Origin of the sequence: Chromohalobacter canadensis, assembly GCF_029544075.1 — a bacterium.
GTDB lineage: Bacteria > Pseudomonadota > Gammaproteobacteria > Pseudomonadales > Halomonadaceae > Chromohalobacter > Chromohalobacter canadensis_A.
The window spans coordinates 709193-729310 of record NZ_JAJQJH010000001.1; the positions used below are offsets into that span (position 1 = coordinate 709193).

The window sequence follows — 20118 nt, forward strand, 5'->3', positions numbered from 1 at the left end:
CCACCAGGAAACGTCCATGACCGACGAACGTCTTCAAGTCGCCGTGCTTGGCGGCGGCAGCTTTGGCACCGCTATCGCCAGTATTGCCGCTGACAATGGAGCCCGTGTGCGCCAGTGGTTGCGCGACCCGGCCTTGATCGAGCAGATCAACCGTGAGCATCGCAATCCACGCTACTTGCCGAATTACGCCATCAATCCCTCGGTGGTCGCTTCCGACGATATGCGTGCGGTGCTACAGGATGCCGAGGTGGTCTTCATCGCGATTCCCTCGAGTGCCTTTTCCGCCGTTGTCCGTCAGGCTCGGGCGTGGCTCAAGCCTTCGCAAATTCTGGTCAGCACCACCAAGGGGATCCGGGAGGAAGGCTTCAAACTGATGAGCCAGATCCTCGAGGAGGAGACCGGCTTCCCCCATATCGGCGTGCTTTCGGGGCCCAATCTCGCCTCCGAAATTGCCGACAAACACCTCACGGCGACGGTCATCGCCAGCGACGATCCTTATACCCGTGCTCGGGTGCAATCGGCGCTTGGCTGCGACTATTTCCGCGTCTATGCCAGCAACGACCGCTATGGCGTCGAATTGGGCGGTGCGCTGAAAAACATCTATGCCATCGCTGCGGGCATGGCGGCGGCGCTTGGTATGGGAGAAAACACGCGCAGCATGCTGATGACGCGGGCACTGGCGGAAATGAGCCGCTTCGCGGTGGCGCTGGGCGCCAATCCACTGACCTTCATCGGGCTGGCGGGCGTGGGGGATCTCATCGTGACCTGCTCGTCGAAGCTCTCGCGCAATTACCGCGTCGGGTTCGCGCTGGGAGAGAACAAGACGCTCGAGGAAGCCATCGAGTCACTGGGCCAGGTGGCGGAAGGCGTCAACACTGTCAGCTTGGTACGCGAGAAAGCGCGTCGTGAAGACATTTATATGCCCTTGGCCGAAGGACTTTACCAAGTGCTGTTCAACGGCGTGCCGGCGCGGCAGATGGCACAAATGCTCATGCAGCAAGAGCAGAGCAGCGACGTGGAGTTCGTCCTGCCACGACAGGATGTATTCGAGGCGCGTCGGATGGAACCCGGTGCAGAGGAGACTTGAGCGTGTCGAACCTTTATATCATGCGTCATGGCGAAGCCGTGCCAGGGATGCCGGATAGTGAGCGGTCACTCACTAAGCAAGGCGAGGCGGAAGCGCGTGCCATGGGGACATGGCTGGACAGCATGCTCGCCAATGACGTGCGCGCGGCACTGCGTATCGTCGCCAGCCCCTATCGACGTGCTCAGCAGACTGCGCAGTGGATGGCGACGTCCTTGGAACGCCCTGTCGAAACGCTACCGATCATCACTCCGGATGATCCGCTGGAGCCTCTCATCGACTGGTTGCAGCAAGAAGTCGCGCATACGCCGTGCCTGCTGGTCAGCCACATGCCGTTGGTCGGCGCACTGGTCGGGCGGCTGGTCGAGGGCGATGTGCGTGCGTCTCAGCCCATGCCGACGGCCGCTATCGCCGCATTGGAAGCCGATGTCTGGGCCGCAGGGTGCGCGACGCTCAAACACTGGCAGTCGCCGCGTGAACTGCTTGGCTAAGGAGAGGAACGGATGAGTTTTATCGTCATCAACCGCGTTTTCGTCAATTCAGGGTATGAAGCCGAATTCGAGCGTCGGTTTCAGCAACGCGCCAGCGAGGTCGACAAGCAGCCTGGCTTCAAAGCCATGCGAGTATTGCGGCCTCAGGGCAATCAGGCTCCCTATCTCGTCGAGACGGAATGGGAAGACCAGGATGCCTTCCGCGCCTGGGTGGGAAGTGATGACTTCAAGCAAGCGCATGCCAATCCCATGCCCGCCGAGGCTTTTTCCGAGGGTGGCGGCCTCGAGCAATTCGAGATCGTCGAGGGAACCGAGGCCTGATCACGCTAGTACCTGCCGCTACTTCTTGCCCCTGGTAGCGGTGGCTCCCTACTGCCTCCTATTCAATACTCACGCTTGCTTTTTATACCTTGGTTTCATCGACCAATGTCGATGTTGTGTGACAACTCCTCTCTGCCTATATTCCTGGTTGTATGATGTATGACATAAGGTCTTTATGTCATCACGCTCAACAAGACAGATGCGAGGGGATGACGGTGCATTTTTCCAAAGAAAAAACGGTAGAGGCGGTTGGCGATGGTCTGCTTTCCTTTCCGGTAACGGATTTCGACTCCGCAGGTCATTTCGATGAACAGAGCTATCGGAAACGGCTTGAATGGTTTGTCAGCCATGATATCTCCGCCATCTTCGTGGCAGGGGGGACTGGTGAGTTCTTCAACCTCTCTTTGGATGAGTTTCGTCATATTGTGCGTGTCGCGGTCGATGAAGTCGGCGGAAAGGTGCCGGTCATCGCGAGTGCTGGGTTGAGCGTGGAAAGCGGCAAAGCCTTTGCCAATGTGGCGGAAGAGGCAGGTGCTGACGGCATCTTGCTGATGCCTCCCTATCTGACCGAATGCCCGCAAGAAGGGCTGGTCGAGTATGCTCGCCAGATCTGTGACAGTACCCCGATCAATGTCATTTACTATAACCGTGGCAATGGCGTACTCGAAGCGCCGGCGGTCCAACAGCTTGCCGATAAATGCCCTAACTTGATCGGGCTGAAAGACGGCAAGGGCGATATGCAACTGCTCAATAAGATCGTCAAGACCGTCGGCGATCGTCTGGTTTACGTCGGAGGCGTACCGACGGCCGAAATCTTCGCCGAGGCGTACCTATCCATCGGTGTCAACACTTACTCATCCGCCGTTTTTAACTTCGTACCTGATATGGCGTTGAAGTTCTACCGCGCCCTGCGCGCGGGGGATAGCGCCACGGTAAAGAAGATTACCCAAGAGTTTTTTATTCCCTTCGTCGATCTGCGTGATCGCAAGAAAGGGTACGCAGTCAGCTTGGTCAAGGCAGGAGCGGGCGCCATCGGTATGCCGGCAGGGGATGTGCGGCCGCCGTTGGTCATGCCTGCGCCAGATGAACTAAAGCAATTAGAAAACCTGATTGAAACTGCCAAGGGCTTCTAAAGGCCCGATATTTGCTCACTCTCAATAATGACAGCTAAGAGGTGAAACATGAGTATGCCCAGCATTTCCAAAACACTCGGAACCTCCATCCTGATGGCCGGCATGACCTTCGGTAGTGCCGCCGCCATGGCTGCTGACGGTCCGCTGCGTGGCAATGTGCGCGTGGTGATTGGCTCGACTTCAACAGGAGGCGATACCTACCAAAATTCTAATATTGTCGTCGATGCTCTGGCCGATCATCTTGATCTTAATATGAAGGTAGATGCCGTCGGCGCTAGCGCTGCTTTTCGTGCATTGGACCGGGATTCGCGCGGCAATACCTTGATGATCTTCCATGACCAGTCCTACCTCGGTCACCTTTATGGGGTCGAGGGATATGACGATATCTTCGAGAAATACACTATCGGACCGACTGTTGCCATCAACCCCGGTAATGCCTATCTGGTGCCCAAGGATTCTCCTTATAAGACCCTGAATGATGTGATTAAGGCTGCAGGTAACGGTGAGGAAGTGCGTGTGGCCATCCAGCCAGGGGGCGTTTCGGAGATTGGGTTTAGCGCCTTGAAGAATGCTATCCGCATCGAGCATCCGGGTATGGAAGACAATCTAGTCGCCGTCAATACCGGTTCTCAGGCGGACAAGAACCAGCAGCTCTTCGATGGTCAGGCGGATATGATCAACGGTACCGTTCAAGCCAACGAGCAGTACACACGCCTTCCAGAAGACGACCAGAAATCGATGCGTTTTCTGTGGCTAACTGCACGTCACGATACGATCAAGCAAGCACCTGAAGAAGGGTTGGGTAAAACATCTCGCGAAGAATTACTGAAGTACGTTGAACCCAACGTTAACGTAACCATGGGGGATGACAAGAATTTCACCTTCGATAAGGAATTTTTCTTCCTCTACAACAAGGATATGGATCCGGCCATCGTCGACCAGATCGATGAAGCACTAACTGAAATATATGACGAAGGAGAAATTCAAAAGGCTCAGCAGAAGTCGTTCTTTATTCCCAATTTCAAATCTTCCGGTGAGTCTGAGGAATATCTGAAAGAGAAAATGTCTACTTATAAAGACATTATTGAAAACATTAAGTGATTGAGTTGAGCCGCCGGTGGGGTATCTCCCCGGCGGTTATTCTCGTTTAACCTTTATAGTCATTATGAAAAGCTTTCTTGGCGAAAGCCTTTGTCGGAGCCGCTATGGAATCAGGTCTGACATCTTTGCTTAGTGTCTCGATTGATTTCGAGACCTCTCACCTGTTTTTTCCTCATATCATCAATTGGCTGATGGGAGGGCTTTTCGCTCTGATCCTTGTGTTCAAAGTGGTGCCTTTCCTCGCGGCGGTAAGGCGAGGAGAAGAAACGTTGCCAATCCTGGGCGAGTCCATGGATAAATTTCGTTTCTTTGGCTCTATTGCCTTAATTGCCGCCTATTTTTATCTGATGGCGGTGGTCGGAAACCTCTTTCCTTATACGGGCTACGGCTTTCTGTTCGTCTCGATGGCTTTCGTTTTCTTGATGTCGATGATGTACATGCACACCAAGACTAAGCGTAAGGTCATCACGGCTGTCATCAATGCCCTCGTGGCGCCGGGCCTGGCGTGGTTCATCCTCGCCAAGCTATTCCAGATCACCCTGCCGTAGCGGAGTCTTTCCATGTTGGATATCCTGTCGTTACTAGATATCACCTTCTTCCTGCTGGCGGCCATGGGCGCCTTGATCGGTATCATCTTCGGGGCCATCCCAGGGATGACCGCGACCATGGCCGTGGCGGTGTGCCTGCCGCTCACCTATGCCCTGGGGCTTCATCATGGTCTGGCGCTGCTACTGGGTCTTTATGTAGGGGGTATTTCAGGTGGCATGGTGCCGGCCGTGCTGCTCAATATTCCCGGCACGCCGTCCTCGATCACCACGACCTTCGATGGCTATCCCATGGCCCAGAAGGGGGAAGGGGAGCGCGCCCTGAGGGTTAGCGTGGTGGCCTCCGTGGTCGGTGGCCTGATCAGTGCCGCCATCCTTTTCTTGTTTGCGCCGCTGCTTGCCGAGTTCTCGATCAAGTTCTCCTATGTGGAGAAGTTCCTGATCATCCTGCTGGCGCTTACCGTCATTGCTTCCATGTCGCGCAACATGCTGGTGGGGATCTTCAGCGGCGTGCTGGGTATCTGGCTGAGCCTGATCGGCACCTACAGCGTCTCCGACGGTGGCAATGGTCATACACGGTTGATGTTCGATTTCCTCGAACCTTACTTGTTCGAGGGTTTCTCCCTGCTGCCGGTACTTATTGGTATCTTCGGTATCGCGACCATCCTTCTGGAAGCCGAGAAGGGCGTGAAGAGTGGGTTGGCCGGCAAAGAGATCAACATCGGCAAGGGTGGCGGTTTCTCCCTCGGCCTGTTCAAGGGCCGGCTGACCAATCTGGTGCGTTCTTCTTTTATCGGTACCTTCGTCGGCATGCTGCCGGGCGTCGGTGGTAGTGCCGCCTCAGTGCTGGCCTATACCCAAGAGAAGAATTTATCCCGGGATTCCAGCGAGATGGGTAAGGGGGCACCTCAGGGGTTAATCGCCTCCGAGTCGGCTAACAATGCGCTGACTGGCGGGGCCTTGATTCCCTTGTTGTCACTCGGCATTCCGGGGGATTCCACTACTGCAGTGCTGATCGGTGCCTTCACGCTGCAGGGCATCCAGGTCGGTCCTCTGTTCATCCCGGAGAACGCCGACACCTGGTACGTGATGATGACCGCCTTGGTGTTTGCCAACATCGTGATGTTCTTCCTGATGTTCTATGCCATCAAGCACATCGCCAAGGTGGTGCTGGTACCCAAATACATTCTTTATCCGATCATCGTGATGATGTGCGTGGTCGGCGCCTATGCCATCAATTACGGCATCATGTTCGATGTCTGGACCCTGCTGATCTTCGGCGTGTTGGGCTATCTGATCCAGAAAGTCGGGCTCGAGGTGGCGCCGTTGATCATCGGCTTCATTCTCGGTGGACAGGCGGAGGTCTACTTCGTCAAGAGCCTGGAATCCTTCGGCACTTACTCGATCTTCTTCACCAAGAGTCCCATCGCGGTGGTGCTCTGGCTGCTGATTGCTGCTTCGGTCACCTTCTCCGTGGTAATGGGGCTGAAGAGTCGCGCCAAAGGCCGCCAGGAGATGACCCAATGAGTTTCTTCAAGTTACACAGCCACGAGGCCCTACTATGACGCAGGTGCAGCCGTCTCCTCGGGTAATTCGCATTCACCCCAGTGATAATGTTGCCGTCGCTGTCGCTCAGGGTGGATTGGTCGCTGGCGAGCGTCTCGACGACGGGATTGAGCTCACGGTGAATGTACCCCAGGGGCACAAGGTCGCCCTGGTGTCTCTGACTGAGGGCGATGCGGTGATTCGCTACGGTGAGGTGATAGGAACGGCCGCCGTGGCGATCCCTTGTGGCGGTCATGTCAACGAGACCAACTTGCATATGCCCACTCCGCCAGCACTGGAAGATCTGCCGCTGGCTACTCGCCCGGCGCCGATGCCGGAACCGCTGGAGGGATACACTTTCGAGGGGTTCCGTAATGCCGACGGCAGTGTCGGGACCAAGAACGTGCTCGGCATCACCACCAGCGTGCAGTGCGTGGCTGGTATCGTGGATCATGTAGTGCAGCGCATTAAAAGTGAACTGTTGCCCAAGTTTCCCAATGTTGATGATGTGGTGGGGCTCAATCATAACTATGGCTGTGGTGTGGCGATAAATGCGCCGGCCGCGGTGATACCCATTCGTACGCTCAAGAACCTGGCCCAGAACCCCAACTTCGGCGACGAAGTGATGGTTATCGGGCTCGGCTGCGAGAAACTACAGCCGTCTACTCTGGTTGATGATCAGCCGGTGAGAATCTACGAAAACATCGAGGCCGCCGATCCGCAGGCCAACGTGCTGAGCCTGCAGGATGAGTCCTTCGAGAGCTTTGCCGATATGGTCGAGGGCATCATGGCCATGGCGGAGCGGCATCTCGAGCGTCTCGACAAGCGCCAGCGTGAAACCTGCCCGGTTTCCGAGCTGGTAGTGGGCATGCAATGTGGCGGTAGCGACGCCTTCTCCGGTCTGACTGCCAATCCGGCCGTGGGCTTCGCTACTGACCTGATCGTGCGCGCGGGGGGCAGCGTGATGTTCTCCGAGGTGACCGAGGTGCGCGATGCCATTCACCTGCTGACGCCGCGTGCGGTGGATGCTTCGGTCGGCCAGGCGCTGGTCGACCAGATGGCTTGGTACGACGACTATTTGTCCCAGGGCCAAACGGATCGCAGCGCCAATACGTCGCCAGGTAACAAGAAGGGTGGGCTCTCCAATATCGTCGAGAAGGCGCTGGGCTCGGTGATCAAGTCCGGCAACTCGCCGATCATCGATGTCATCGGTCCCGGTGAACGGTTACGTAAGCGCGGCCTGACCTTTGCTGCTACTCCTGCAAGCGACTTCATTTGCGGCACTCTTCAGGCCGCCGCGGGTATGAATCTGCAGGTTTTTACCACCGGGCGTGGAACCCCCTACAACCTGCCGATGACGCCGGTGATCAAGGTTTCCACCAACTCTACTTTGGGAAACCGCTGGCATGACCTTATCGATCTTGACGCAGGACGTATCGCTACCGGTGAGGTTTCTATCGAGGAGATGGGTTGGGAATTGTTCCAGTTGATCCTCGACGTGGCTAGTGGACGTCGCCAAGTCGCTGCCGATCGGCTTGGTCTTTATAACGACCTGGTGCTGTTCAACCCCGCTCCCGTGACCTGACCATCTTTAGGCTGTTACAAGAGGCAAGATTAATGTTCCCAAACATCAAAAGCATGCGCATTGTTCCAGTGGCCGGTTACGATGGTTTTCTGCTCAACCTGAGCGGCGGTCATGCGCCTTGGTTCATTCGTTGTATCGTCATTCTCGAAGACGATGCTGGTAATAAAGGTGTGGGAGAGATTCCTTCGAGTGCGGGTATTCTCAACGGGCTGGAGCAGTGCCGGGAGCTGGTCGAGGGATCGCGTGTCACTGACATCAAGAAGACGCTGAGCCAAACGAAACAGCTCTTGGCAAAAAACGGCCGTGAAGAGCGGGGTCGTCAGACGTTTGACCTGCGCGTGGCGGTACATGTACTCACTGGTATCGAATCCGCGCTGTTCGACCTGTTGGGTCAGGCGTTGGGCATGCCGGTGGCGGATCTATTGGGACAATACGGTCGCCAGCGCGACGAAGTCGAGGCATTGGGTTATCTGTTTCTGCTCGGTAATCCGGACAAGACCGATCTGCCTTATCCTAAAACCGAGAAGCCGCAGGATGCCTGGGATGAAGTACGGCGCAAGGAGGCATTGACGCCCGAGGCTGTTGCCAACTTGGCCAAGGCAGCCTATGAGCGATATGGCTTCAGGGACTTCAAGCTCAAGGGTGGCGTACTGCGCGGTGAAGAAGAAGCCGACTGTATTCGCGCGTTGCACGAGGCATTTCCCGAGGCGCGGCTGACCCTTGATCCCAATGGCGCCTGGTCGCTCGACGAGGCCGTGCGTGTTCTGGAGCCGGTCAAGCATCTGTTGAGCTATGCTGAAGATCCCTGTGGTCAGGAAGAAAGCTATTCCGGTCGTGAGACCATGGCGGAGTTCAAGAAGCGCACCGGCTTGCCTACCGCGACGAACATGATCGCCACCGACTTCAAACAGTTGCAGTATGCCGTACAACTTAATTCAGTTGATATTCCCCTCGCGGACTGCCACTTCTGGACCATGCAGGGCGCGGTGATGGTCGGCGAACTGTGCAATGAGTGGGGCATGACCTGGGGCTCGCACAGCAACAATCACTTCGACATCTCGTTGGCGATGATGACGCATGTGGCGGCGGCTTGCCCAGGTGAGATCACCGCCATCGATACGCACTGGATCTGGCAGGATGGACAGCGGATCACCAAGGAGCCGTTTCTGATCCGCGATGGCAAGCTGAAGATACCGTCCGCGCCGGGGCTCGGCGTTGAGCTGGACGAGGAAAAGTTGATGGAAGCCCACCAGCTTTATAAGCATCTCGACGTGACGCAGCGCAATGATGCCATGGCGATGCAGTATCTGATTCCCGGGTGGGCGTTCGATCCCAAGCGTCCGGCATTGGTACGTTGAATGGTTGAATAAACAATGAGTGAATACCCATGCAAGCGACACATGACCTATGAACTCACTTGGCGTTAAACGTGTCTCCCAGCAAGGGAGCTTGTCCCGTCAGGTTTCTCAGCAGCTCGAGGCGATTATTGCAGCGGGCGAGATCGCCGTCGGCGATAAGCTACCGCCTGAGAATGGCTTGTGCGAGATGTTCGGCGTCAGCCGTACCGTCGTTCGTGAGGCCATTACGCATCTCAAGTCGCTGGGGCTGGTCGAGACGCGGCGCGGTATCGGCACGAGGGTGCTCCGCTGCGCGCCGGAGGGAGTGTACCCTGCCAAGCGGATCAGCCTGACCACGGTCGAGGATATCCTGGGGATTCTCGAATTGCGCCTGACGCTGGAACCGGAAGCCGCCGCGCTGGCCGCGTTGCGGCGCGACGAGGCGGATATCGAGCGGCTTCGTCAGGCACATGCGCGATTCATCGAGGCGTTCCAGCATCAGTCCCAGGCACGGGAAGAAGACTTCTCTTTTCACTTCGTGGTGGCGCAAGCCACGCATAATCCGGCATTCACCACGGTGTACGAGCAGTTGAATCTGGGCGCAATCCCCCGTGCCAAGCTTCTTTCCGTTGAACTCGATACGGCGGCGACGCATCGCTATCTGGAGCGTGTCGCCGATGAGCATGCCGATATTCTCGAGGCGATTATCGCTGGCGACGCGGATGCGGCCCGCGATGCGATGCGCCACCATCTGAGCCGTGCGAGCAATACTTATGCCTCCTATCGGGAGTGATGGGTATTGCTTATATACGTATTTAATCCGCACAAGGAGTAGATCATGACACTGGAAGGTAGTTTATTGATCGGCCAGCAGACCGTGCGTGGCACCGGAGCCGTGATTCATGCCGTCAACCCGGCTACGGGCGAGACACTGGAACCGGCTTATCCGGGTGGTACGCAAGTGGACGTCGATCACGCCTGCGAGCTGGCCTGGAGCGCCTTCGATACCTACCGCGAGACCTCGCTCGAGGATCGCGCTAAGTTCCTCGAAACCGTCGCCGATGAGATCGAGGCGCTCGGTGACGACCTCATCGAGCGCGCCGTGGCCGAGTCAGGTCTGCCCCAGGCGCGCATTCAGGGCGAACGCGGCCGTACCTGTGGTCAGCTACGCATGTTCGCTCGCGTCGTGCGTGATGGTGAATGGCTCGATGTTCGTGTCGACCCGGCACTGCCGGACCGTCAGCCGATGCCGCGTGTCGACCTGCGCCAGCGCCACATCGCGCTCGGCCCTGTCGTTGTCTTCGGTGCCAGCAACTTCCCGTTGGCGTTTTCCGTTGCCGGTGGCGACACCGCTTCCGCATTGGCAGCAGGCTGCCCGGTCATCGTCAAGGCACATGCCGCACACCCGGGAACGAGCGAGTTGGTTGGCCGCGCAATTCAGGCGGCAGTCAAGAAGTGCGGGCTGCCGGAAGGCGTATTCTCACTGATATTTGGCTCTGGCCGCGAGGTGGGTACTGCCCTGGTCACGGATTCTCGCATCAAGGCGGCTGGCTTCACCGGCTCACGCAGCGGCGGCCTGGCTTTATGGAAAGCCGCCCAGTCGCGTGCTGAGCCGATCCCGTTCTATGCCGAGATGAGCTCGATCAACCCGGTCTTCCCACTGCCGGCGGCGCTCAAGGCGCGCGGCGAAGAGATGGGCAAGGCGTTCGTCGCCTCCCTCAACATGGGCGCGGGCCAGTTCTGCACCAATCCGGGCTTGGTCATCGCGATCAAGGGGCCGGAACTCGATGCGTTCCTTTCGGCCGCTGGTGACGCGGTCAAGGGCAGTGCGCCGCAGACCATGCTGACGCCGGGCATCCATGAAGCCTACGAGAACGGTGTCGGCGCACTGATGAGTAATGGCAAGGCGAAGGAAGTGGCACGAGGAGAAAAAGGCAAAGGTCCGAACCAGTGTCAAACTGGCCTGTTCGTGACCGCGGCACAGGACTTCCTGAGTGACGAAGCGCTGCAGGGCGAGGTTTTTGGTGCCACCTCGTTGGTCGTCGAATGTGCCGATGTGGCCGAACTTGCGAAGGTTGCCGAGCATCTGGAAGGCCAACTGACCGTGACGCTACAAATGGATGATGCCGACCTCGATATGGCGCGCCAGTTGTTGCCGACGCTTGAGCGCAAGGCGGGACGTATTCTAGTCAACGGCTGGCCGACCGGTGTCGAGGTGTGTGATGCGATGGACCATGGCGGTCCGTTCCCGGCAACATCGGATTCACGTACTACGTCCGTGGGTACTGCTGCGATCTATCGTTTCCTGCGTCCGGTCTGCTATCAGAACCTGCCCGACGGCCTTCTGCCAGAAGCGATCAAGCAGAGCAATCCGCTCAAGCTGGATCGTTTGGTCGACGGTAAACGCGAGAGCTGATGCCCGGCGTCGCTAACGACGCCTTTCAGGTACTCAAGGCCACTCTTCGGAGTGGCCTTTTTGTTCGCTTATCACATACCAGAGTTCGTAATTAGAGGATGGCGCTGACGTTGGTCGTTGCCAGCGCGTACAATGCCGCCTCGACATAGGTTGGGGCTCGTACCGCCGGGTCCGCCGTCGCTTCATTCACGCCGTTTCCCGCGAGAACCCCGATTTTGCTCTCTACCGCCAACATCACCATGCAATTTGGTGCCAAGCCGCTATTCGAAAATGTCTCCGTCAAGTTTGGAGAGGGCAACCGCTATGGCCTGATCGGTGCCAATGGTTGCGGCAAGTCTACCTTCATGAAGATTCTGGGTGGCGATCTGGAACCTACCAACGGCCAGGTTATGAAGGACGCCACCACGCGGCTCGGCAAGCTGAGTCAGGATCAGTTCGCGTTCGAGAACGAGCGTGTAATCGACACCGTGATAATGGGGAACACAGAGCTTTGGGAGGTGACCGCCGAGCGCGAGCGTATTTATTCGCAGGCTGAGATGTCCGAGGAAGATGGCATGAAGGTCGCCGACCTCGAGGTGCGCTACGCCGAACTCGACGGTTATACAGCAGAGGCCCGCGCGGGGGAGTTGCTGCTCGGCCTCGGCATTCCTCTTGCGCAGCACGTCCAGCCGATGAGTGTGGTGGCACCGGGCTGGAAACTGCGCGTACTGCTGGCTCAGGCGCTGTTCAGTGACCCCGACGTGCTGCTGCTCGACGAGCCGACCAACCACTTGGATATTAATACTATTCGGTGGCTGGAGGAGATTCTGCGTTCACGTAGCTCGACCATGATCATCATTTCTCATGATCGTCACTTCCTGAATAGCGTCTGCACCCATATGGCGGACCTCGACTACGGCGAGCTGACGCTGTTTCCGGGTAACTATGATGAGTATATGACCGCTGCTACCCAAGCGCGGGAGCGCTTGCATGCCGATAACGCAAAGAAGAAGGCGGAGATTGCCGAGTTACAGCAATTCGTCAGCCGCTTCTCGGCCAACGCCTCCAAGGCCAAGCAGGCCACATCGCGCCAACGCAAGATCGACAAGATCCAGCTAGATGAGGTCAAGCCGTCGTCACGCGTCAGCCCGTTCATTCGCTTCGAACAAACCAAAAAGATACACCGACATGCGTTGAACGCCGAGAAACTCTCCAAGGCGTGGGGTGACAACGTGCTGTTCGACCGCTTCGATTTGCAGATCGAAGCCGGCGAGAGAGTCGCTATCATCGGACCCAACGGGATTGGTAAGACGACCCTGTTGAATTGTCTGGTGGGCACAATGACACCGGATTCGGGCGAGGTGAAATGGACCGATGCGGCAGAAGTGGGCTACTTCGCCCAGGATCACGCCGATGATTTCGAAGGCGGTGAGACGCTTTTCGAATGGATGCGACAGTGGACCACGGAAGGTGAGCAGACCGTACGCGGTGCGCTGGGCCGGATGCTGTTCTCCAACGATGACATCGGTAAGTCGGTCAAGGTGATCTCCGGGGGCGAGCAGGGGCGGATGCTGTTCGGTAAGCTGGCGCTGCAGAAACCCAACGTACTGGTAATGGATGAGCCCACCAACCACCTTGATATGGAGTCGATAGAGGCGCTCAACCTGGCGCTGGAGAATTATCCCGGCACCTTGATCTTCGTCAGCCACGACCGTGAGTTCGTCGGCTCCTTGGCGACCCGTATCATCGAGATGAAGGACGACGATATCGTCGACTTTAGCGGCAGCTATGATGATTATCTGCGCAGTCAGGATATTTACGGTTAAACGCAACGTTCGTCAATGTTAGTCGAACGCTTGTGGGTAGCGACGCCTGGCACGCTCCAGTCGGTAAATGGTGATGGCGTTGGTGACGAATACCAGCGCCTCGGCCAGCATGCCGCCCACTGAGCCCACCAAGGCATGGCTAAGAAACCATGACAATGCTGCGAGCCCCAAGCAGATGCGCATGGCAATACCCTGAAACAGGAACATACCCACCGTTCCCACCGTCATCGCCACGATGGCAGGCAAGTCCGCCCAACCCTGCCAGGTCAACAGCGCTGCCACACCACTGGCGACCAGCACGCCAGCCATTACCTGCTTACTACCCGGGTAACGTCGCGCCAGCGCGATGCGCACGATCACCAGCACTGTCAGCGCCGCCGCTGTCCAGCTCTCGAAGAGGATGAACTGCAACGCGAAGGCCACGTTGGCGGAGAGCAACAGTACCATCAACCGCTCGTCCCGCTTGCTGGAGAAGGCCAGAAGGCAGAGTATCAACGAGATTACGCCAAAGAATTGCCCAGCGAGTGCGCTATAACTGTCAAGCATGAAGCGGTTGACTCCTTGTCATTGCCATATTCACTCAATCGCAGTTTGCGACAAGGGCCGCAAACCCTTGGCAAATACGGTGCGGCTTCGTGGTGAGAGGCCGGTTTTAGATCCAGCCCACCAGTTTCAGAATGAACACTCCGGCGCTAAGGGTGAACAGCGAGGCGACGGTGGTGATGACGATGATATTGGCGGCGAGCTTGGCATTGGCATGTGCGGCCTTGGCCATAACGAAACTCGCCGCGGCGCCGGGGCTACCCAGAAACAGGAAGAGAATGCCCAACTCGCGCCCACGATAACCCAGCGCAAAGGCGCCCAGTATGCCGAGAAGGGGGAGCCATACGACCTTCCAGAGGCTGGCATCCAGTGCCAGGCCGCTACTCCGCTTGACGGACGTGAACGACAGCGTGCCGCCGATGCAGACCAGGGCCAGCGGTAGAGACATGGCGCCGAAATAGTCGCCCGAGGTGAGCAGCCATGCGGGCAGGTCGATCTGAAAATACGCAAAGGGAATCGCCAGCAAGACGCTCAGGATGAGCGGGTTCTTGGCGATATGCTTGAGAATCGCGCCGAGGCCCGAGCGCGCGCCTTCGCTATAATAGGCCAGGATGATCGCCGACAAAACGTTGTACACGATGATGATGCCGCCGACCAGGATGCTTCCCAGCGAGAGTCCATAATCGCCGTATTGGTTGGCAGCAAGCGCCAAGCCGACGATCCCGCAGTTGCCGCGAAAAGCCCCTTGCGTGAAGACGCCGCGCTCGGCATGGGGGCAGCGCCAGATGGCCCAGCCCCAGGCGAGAAAGAAGCTCAGTACCGAAAAGCCCAAAAAATAGACGATTAGCCCTGGTTGCAGTGCGACGTCCAGATCGGCGCGGACGATACTCAGAAAAATCAATGTCGGCATGGTGGCGCGAAACACCAATGCCGAGGCCATGGAAATGAAATGCGCGTCGATCCAGCCGATGCGTTTGAAAACGATCCCCAGAAACACCATGGCGAAGACGGGTAGCGTGACTTGCAGCGTATGCGAGAAAACGGCCAGCAGGTCCATGCGCGATCAGTTTCCTTGTCTTGCGAGTACGAAGCCCACGATGATGGCAGTGGCCACGACGAGCCAAAATAGAGTGTTGCGCAGGCGAGTGGGGCGGGGCGGTCGAGATTTTGGCACGCAGGGTTCCTTGTTCCTTGGTCGGCTTTGGAAACGAAAAGGTTTATGGTAAACCCGTTAGCCTGCTAGGCCCAGTGCCGCGCTTCAAACGCCCATGACCGATGAAGACGGCGGCGTGGCGAGCGGGTCCTCGATCGATCAACTGTGGGAGTCCTCATGCGCGAACCCGAATCTCTAAATCTGGCCCATGGACGCCTCGCGGCCCTGGCCTGGGGCGACGCCGACGCGCCCGTGTGGTTGGCGCTGCATGGCTGGCTGGATAACGCCGAGAGCTTTTCGCGCTTGGCACCGTTGCTGACCGAGCGTCTGGGAGTTCGCATCGTCGCGATCGACTTCCCCGGCCACGGGCGCTCGCAGCCGCGCGCCGAAGGCGGCGATTACCCGATCTGGGAATATGCATTGGACGTGCTGGACGCACTCGATGCCCTGGGGCTTGAGTGCGCGCCGCTGCTGGCGCATTCGATGGGGGCGGCTGTCTCGTGTCTGGTGGCGGCTACGATGCCAGAGCGTGTCGCTCGGTTGGTGCTGATCGACGGCTTGGGGACCTTGACCACCGAGGTCGACGACACCGCCAAACAACTACGCATGGGCTTGATCCAGCGCCGTCGCTCGCGTTCCACGGTGCCGCGCTATCCCGACGAGGCAACCGCCATTGCGGCGCGCGTAGCGGGTGGCGTGACGCCCATCGATGCTGATACGGCTGCGCCTCTGGTACGCCGCAACCTGGATGTGGAAGACGATGGCCACGTGCGCTTGCGCTCCGACGGTCGCTTGCTGCGTCCATCGTTGGTGCGTTTTACCACCGAGCAGATGCTGTCGCTATTGCGCACTATTGAAGCCCCGGTACTGTTGATCGAAGGCGAGCAGGGTATTCTCGCCGAGCGTGCCTACGCCCAACGGGCCCGTGACGCCATCGCTCGGCTCACGCGTGTGCTGCTGCCCGGTGGACACCACCTGCATCTCGAAGCGCACGCCGTCGACGCCGTGGCTGATGCCATCGTCGCCGACTCGAATGAGACGACGAGGCGTCATGTTTGAAAGAGGACGCTGACATGGGCAAGCGAGTTGCGCTGGTGCTGGGCAGTGGTGGCGCTCGGGGCTATACGCATATCGGCGTGATCGATGAGTTAGTGGCCCGCGGGTATGAGATCGCCGCCATTTCGGGCTGCTCGATGGGGGCCCTGGTGGGCGGCATTTATGCAGCCGGTCAGCTTGATCGATACCGCGACTGGGTATGCCAGTTGGATTACTTCGATGTGCTCAAGCTGGTCGATGTGACCTGGAGTCCGATGGGGGCGATGCGCGCCAGCAAGGTGATGAACAAGCTCGAGAGCCTGATCGGTGATATCCGCATCGAGGACTTGAGCATCCCGTTGACTACCGTGGCCACTGACCTCAATCGACAGAAGGAAATCTGGTTCCAGAGCGGTCCGCTTTTGCGTGCGATCCGTGCCTCCATCGCGGTCCCCGGCATCATCACACCGGTGCACCTGGATGGGCATGTGCTCGTCGATGGCGGTTTGCTCAATCCATTGCCGATCATTCCCACCGTGGCGGTCCACGCCGACCTGGTAGTGGCGGTCAACTCTACCGCGCAGACCTCCCGACAGGTGACGCTTGAGGAAATGCTGCCTCCCGAGGAAGCAGCACAGGAAGAAGCACGCGAACGCGAGCGCGAATCGCGCGGACAAGGGTTCGGCGGCTGGCTGGGCGGCGTACGTGAGCGTGTGCAGCACATGTTCGGCAACGGCCAGGAAGACGTTGAGGTTAGCGATGCCTCCGAGCAAGCGGCTACCGAACGCGCCTGGGGCAAGCTCGACATGATGCTGGCGTCATTCGATATCACCCAGGCGGCGCTAGCCAAATACAAGGTGGCTGGGTACCCCCCCGATATCTTGATCGAGGTGCCCAAGAGCGTGTGCGGTGCCTATGAGTTTCACCGTGCCGAGGCGCTGATTCAATTGGGGCATCATCTGGCCGCGCAGGCCATCGACCGTTACGAGGGGGATCGCGACATGACCGTGACCGGAGGTGACGTGACTGAAGCCAAGAATCATCCGCTGATGAAGCCCGCCAGGCGCAGGCCGCGTTGAAACGTGGATTTAGTTGAAACTGGGTTGTTCATGGCCGGTAGCGGTCGATTATACGGCATCGCCGCGCCGGCGGAGCAGAATATAGACCGCCCCGGTACCACCATCCGCATCGCGTGCCGAGCAGAAGGCGAGCACGGCGGGCCATTCGCGCAGCCAAGCATTGACGTGGCTCTTGATGACCGGGTAATCGTCGTCCTTGCCGAGTAGCGATGCGCGGGCCTTGCCGTGTATCACGAGCACACAACGCCAGCGGTGCCCGTGGGCGTCGTGAAGGAAGGTTTCGAGTTGCTCGCGTGCTTCGCTGACGGTGTAACCGTGCAGGTCCAGGCCGGCTTCCCATTCGATATTGCCGCGCTTGAGTTGTGTTCGCGTCCGGTAGGGCAGATCGGGGACCGCGAATTCCAGTGCCTCGCTGGGGCGCACCGGCTCGACGCGTCCATCACTGGTGCGGCTGGTGGGGGCTTGGGTATCGGCGCTGGTGGCGGCGGCGCGGCGCTCTGCCACGGCATCGTCGTCGCGGCGGCGCGGGCGCCCGGTATCGGCGCGGTTGGTATGCAGACGATGCACGCCAGCGTCTTCCAGCGCTTGACGAAACACGTTGATCTCGGCGTCGTCAGGCTGGCCACGGCGTCGGCTCATGGCGAAACTCCCCAGGCGGCACGGTCGGTTTAAAGGCTACCCAGTATAGCGACTTGTCCACGACTGTGAACCGGCGCGCGCTCCGGGTACAATCGCCGATTCCATGGAACCGCTTAACAGGATGCTTCGTGCCTGCTTCCCGACCGACCGACGTTTCCACGCTGACCCTCGACGACGCGTCACTGGCTGAAGGGCTGGTGTCGCTGCGTGATTGCCTGCGCTGGGCGACCAGTGAATTCAATGCGCACCGCCTGCACTTTGGGCACGGTACGGCCAGTGCGTGGGACGAGGCGGTGGCGCTGGTCCTGGGCGCGCTGCATCTGCCCTGGGACATCGATCCCGCCGTCCTTGATGCCCGGCTATTGCCGATCGAGCGCCGTCGGGTCGTGAGCCTGGTGCGTCAGCGCATCGAGCAGCGCACGCCCCTGCCGTATTTGCTGGGTGAGGCCTTCTTCGCCGGCCACCCCTTCGAGGTCGACGAGCGGGTACTGATCCCGCGCTCGCCGATCGCGGAGCTGGTCGAGGATGGCTTCGCGGCCTGGTTCCCCCAGTGGGCGCCGACGCGGGTGCTGGACCTATGTGCCGGGTCGGGATGCATCGGCATCGCCACGGCGCTGTACTTGCCCACGGCCGAGGTCGATCTGGTCGATATCAGCCCCGAAGCACTGGCGGTGGCCAAGGCCAACATCGTGCATCACGATGTTGGCAAGCGCGTGCGCGCGGTGACCTCGGATCTGTTTGCCGGCGTTGTCGGTCAGCGCTATGACATCATCGTCTCCAACCCGCCCTATGTGGACGCGCGCGACCTGGCGGGCATGCCGGCTGAGTTCTGCCACGAGCCGAGCCTGGCCTTGGCGGCGGGCGACGATGGTTTGGATATCGTGCGCCGCATGCTGCGCGAGGCGCGTGAGCATTTGACCGACGATGGCGTGTTGATCGTCGAAGTGGGCAATTCCGCGCGGCATCTCGACGCGGCGTTTCCCGAAGTCCCGTTCTTGTGGCTCGAGTTCGAGCGGGGCGGCGAGGGCGTATTCGCGCTAACCGCTGTCGAGCTCGACCAATATGCGGCATCGTTCGCCTGATCGTTGAGGAGCGCGGAATGTCCGGCAATACCTTTGGCAAGTTGTTCACCGTCACGACCTTCGGCGAGAGCCACGGCGAAGCGCTAGGCGCCATCATCGATGGATGCCCGCCGGGGCTCGAGCTCGATGCCTCGGATTTGCAGCATGATCTGGATCGGCGTCGGCCGGGCACCTCGCGGCATACTACGCAGCGCCGCGAGCCCGATCAGGTACGCATCCTCTCGGGCGTTTTCGAGGGCGTTACCACCGGCACGCCGATTGGCCTGCTGATCGAGAATACCGACCAGCGTTCCAAGGACTATTCGAAGATCAAGGATCAGTTCCGTCCCGCGCATGCCGACTACACCTATCATCACAAGTACGGCATCCGTGATTACCGCGGTGGAGGGCGTTCGAGCGCCCGCGAGACGGCCATGCGCGTCGCTGCCGGGGCTATTGCGCGCAAGTACCTGGCGTCGCAGGGCATCCGCGTGCGCGGTTACATGAGTCAGCTAGGCCCCATCGGTATAGACTTCAAGCAATGGGAGGCGGTCGACACCAATCCCTTCTTCTGCCCCGATCCGGATAAGCTTCCCGAACTCGAAGCCTTCATGGATCAACTGCGCCGCGATCAGGACAGTGTCGGCGCGAGGATCACCGTCGTCGCCGAGGGCGTGCCGGTGGGACTTGGTGAGCCGGTCTTTGATCGCCTGGATGCCGAACTGGCCCATGGCTTGATGAGCATCAATGCGGTCAAGGGCGTGGAGATCGGCGACGGCTTCGCCGCCGTGGCTCAACGGGGCAGCGAGCATCGCGACGAAATGACGCCCGAGGGTTTCCTCTCCAATCATGCCGGGGGCGTGTTGGGCGGCATCAGCTCCGGTCAGACGCTGGTCGCGCACCTGGCGCTCAAGCCGACCTCGAGCATCACCCAGCCGGGGCGTTCGATCGACATCCACGGTGAGGCCGTGGAGGTCGTCACCCGGGGACGTCATGACCCTTGCGTGGGCATTCGGGCCACGCCGATTGCCGAGGCGATGATGGCGCTGACGCTGATGGATCATTATCTGCGCCATCGCGCGCAGAACGCCGATGTCGAGGTGACCACGCCGCGTTTGGGCTGAGGCGCTTCGTTCAGCCAAGCATGACCGGCGTCATCCAAGAACCGAGCCCGCCTGTTTCAGGCGGGCTTTTTCGTATCCGTCGCTCACGTTTCGGCCATAGCTCGCTACACTGAAAAGAGTC

The 20118-nt window shown here is 59.1% G+C and carries 19 protein-coding genes; 16 read left to right on the plus strand and 3 right to left on the minus strand.

Annotated elements, in window-relative coordinates:
• Positions 1-16: 16 nt before the first annotated feature.
• From LUN51_RS03300 to LUN51_RS03355, 12 genes are all read left to right on the plus strand, one after another.
• Entirely contained in the window at positions 17-1087 is a 1071-nt protein-coding gene (locus LUN51_RS03300; protein WP_277810122.1) for an NAD(P)H-dependent glycerol-3-phosphate dehydrogenase, read from the plus strand.
• 2 nt (positions 1088-1089) lie between these two features.
• Positions 1090-1575: a phosphohistidine phosphatase SixA gene (gene sixA / locus LUN51_RS03305; protein ID WP_277810123.1), complete on the plus strand. Its 486-nt coding sequence runs from the start codon at positions 1090-1092 to the stop codon at positions 1573-1575.
• 12 nt (positions 1576-1587) lie between these two features.
• Positions 1588-1896 carry an antibiotic biosynthesis monooxygenase family protein gene (locus tag LUN51_RS03310; RefSeq protein WP_097023957.1) on the plus strand — a complete coding sequence of 103 codons (309 nt, stop codon included), beginning with the start codon at positions 1588-1590 and terminating at the stop codon, positions 1894-1896.
• Between the two features lie 209 nt (positions 1897-2105).
• Positions 2106-3029 carry a 5-dehydro-4-deoxyglucarate dehydratase gene (kdgD, locus tag LUN51_RS03315; RefSeq protein WP_431355556.1) on the plus strand — a complete coding sequence of 308 codons (924 nt, stop codon included), beginning with the start codon at positions 2106-2108 and terminating at the stop codon, positions 3027-3029.
• Between the two features lie 48 nt (positions 3030-3077).
• On the plus strand, positions 3078-4130 hold the full coding sequence (locus LUN51_RS03320) for an ABC transporter substrate-binding protein (protein ID WP_277810125.1): 1053 nt from the start codon (positions 3078-3080) through the stop codon (positions 4128-4130).
• Positions 4131-4234: 104 nt separating this feature from the next.
• Positions 4235-4678: a tripartite tricarboxylate transporter TctB family protein gene (locus LUN51_RS03325; protein ID WP_277810126.1), complete on the plus strand. Its 444-nt coding sequence runs from the start codon at positions 4235-4237 to the stop codon at positions 4676-4678.
• 12 nt (positions 4679-4690) lie between these two features.
• The gene (locus tag LUN51_RS03330; RefSeq protein ID WP_277810127.1) at positions 4691-6202 is read left to right on the plus strand and encodes a tripartite tricarboxylate transporter permease; all 1512 of its coding nucleotides are present in this window, start codon (positions 4691-4693) and stop codon (positions 6200-6202) included.
• Between the two features lie 34 nt (positions 6203-6236).
• Positions 6237-7805, plus strand: a complete 1569-nt coding sequence (gene garD, locus LUN51_RS03335) for a galactarate dehydratase (protein WP_277810128.1) — start codon at positions 6237-6239, stop codon at positions 7803-7805.
• A gap of 32 nt (positions 7806-7837) precedes the next feature.
• Positions 7838-9163, plus strand: coding sequence for an enolase C-terminal domain-like protein (locus tag LUN51_RS03340; protein WP_347276505.1), 1326 nt, complete (start codon positions 7838-7840; stop codon positions 9161-9163).
• Positions 9164-9212: 49 nt separating this feature from the next.
• Positions 9213-9935, plus strand: a complete 723-nt coding sequence (locus LUN51_RS03345; RefSeq protein ID WP_277810130.1) for a FadR/GntR family transcriptional regulator — start codon at positions 9213-9215, stop codon at positions 9933-9935.
• A 45-nt stretch (positions 9936-9980) separates the two neighbouring features.
• Positions 9981-11558, plus strand: a complete 1578-nt coding sequence (locus LUN51_RS03350) for an aldehyde dehydrogenase (NADP(+)) (RefSeq protein ID WP_277810131.1) — start codon at positions 9981-9983, stop codon at positions 11556-11558.
• 215 nt (positions 11559-11773) lie between these two features.
• Positions 11774-13363 carry an ABC-F family ATPase gene (locus LUN51_RS03355; protein ID WP_277810132.1) on the plus strand — a complete coding sequence of 530 codons (1590 nt, stop codon included), beginning with the start codon at positions 11774-11776 and terminating at the stop codon, positions 13361-13363.
• 18 nt (positions 13364-13381) lie between these two features.
• Here LUN51_RS03355 and LUN51_RS03360 read toward each other — a convergent pair whose 3' ends face one another.
• Together LUN51_RS03360 and LUN51_RS03365 are read right to left on the minus strand one after the other, a co-directional pair.
• Entirely contained in the window at positions 13382-13909 is a 528-nt protein-coding gene (locus LUN51_RS03360) for a YgjV family protein (RefSeq protein ID WP_277810133.1), read from the minus strand.
• A 106-nt stretch (positions 13910-14015) separates the two neighbouring features.
• Positions 14016-14963: an AEC family transporter gene (locus LUN51_RS03365; RefSeq protein WP_277810134.1), complete on the minus strand. Its 948-nt coding sequence runs from the start codon at positions 14961-14963 to the stop codon at positions 14016-14018.
• Positions 14964-15236: 273 nt separating this feature from the next.
• On the opposite strand from LUN51_RS03365, the gene LUN51_RS03370 reads away from it, so the two are divergent.
• The gene (locus LUN51_RS03370; protein WP_277810135.1) at positions 15237-16118 is read left to right on the plus strand and encodes an alpha/beta fold hydrolase; all 882 of its coding nucleotides are present in this window, start codon (positions 15237-15239) and stop codon (positions 16116-16118) included.
• A gap of 14 nt (positions 16119-16132) precedes the next feature.
• Complete coding sequence (locus tag LUN51_RS03375) at positions 16133-17173, plus strand: patatin-like phospholipase family protein (protein WP_277810136.1); 1041 nt, start codon at positions 16133-16135, stop codon at positions 17171-17173.
• Between the two features lie 48 nt (positions 17174-17221).
• Here the strand turns inward: LUN51_RS03375 and LUN51_RS03380 are convergent, their stop codons facing one another.
• Positions 17222-17812: a Smr/MutS family protein gene (locus LUN51_RS03380; RefSeq protein ID WP_097023966.1), complete on the minus strand. Its 591-nt coding sequence runs from the start codon at positions 17810-17812 to the stop codon at positions 17222-17224.
• Between the two features lie 128 nt (positions 17813-17940).
• Here LUN51_RS03380 and prmB point away from each other — a divergent pair, with 128 nt between their 5' ends.
• The gene (gene prmB / locus LUN51_RS03385) at positions 17941-18894 is read left to right on the plus strand and encodes a 50S ribosomal protein L3 N(5)-glutamine methyltransferase (RefSeq protein ID WP_277810137.1); all 954 of its coding nucleotides are present in this window, start codon (positions 17941-17943) and stop codon (positions 18892-18894) included.
• 17 nt (positions 18895-18911) lie between these two features.
• Positions 18912-19997 (plus strand): chorismate synthase, encoded by a 1086-nt coding sequence (gene aroC, locus LUN51_RS03390; RefSeq protein ID WP_277810138.1) that lies wholly within the window; start codon positions 18912-18914, stop codon positions 19995-19997.
• The last annotated feature ends 121 nt before the right edge of the window (positions 19998-20118 follow it).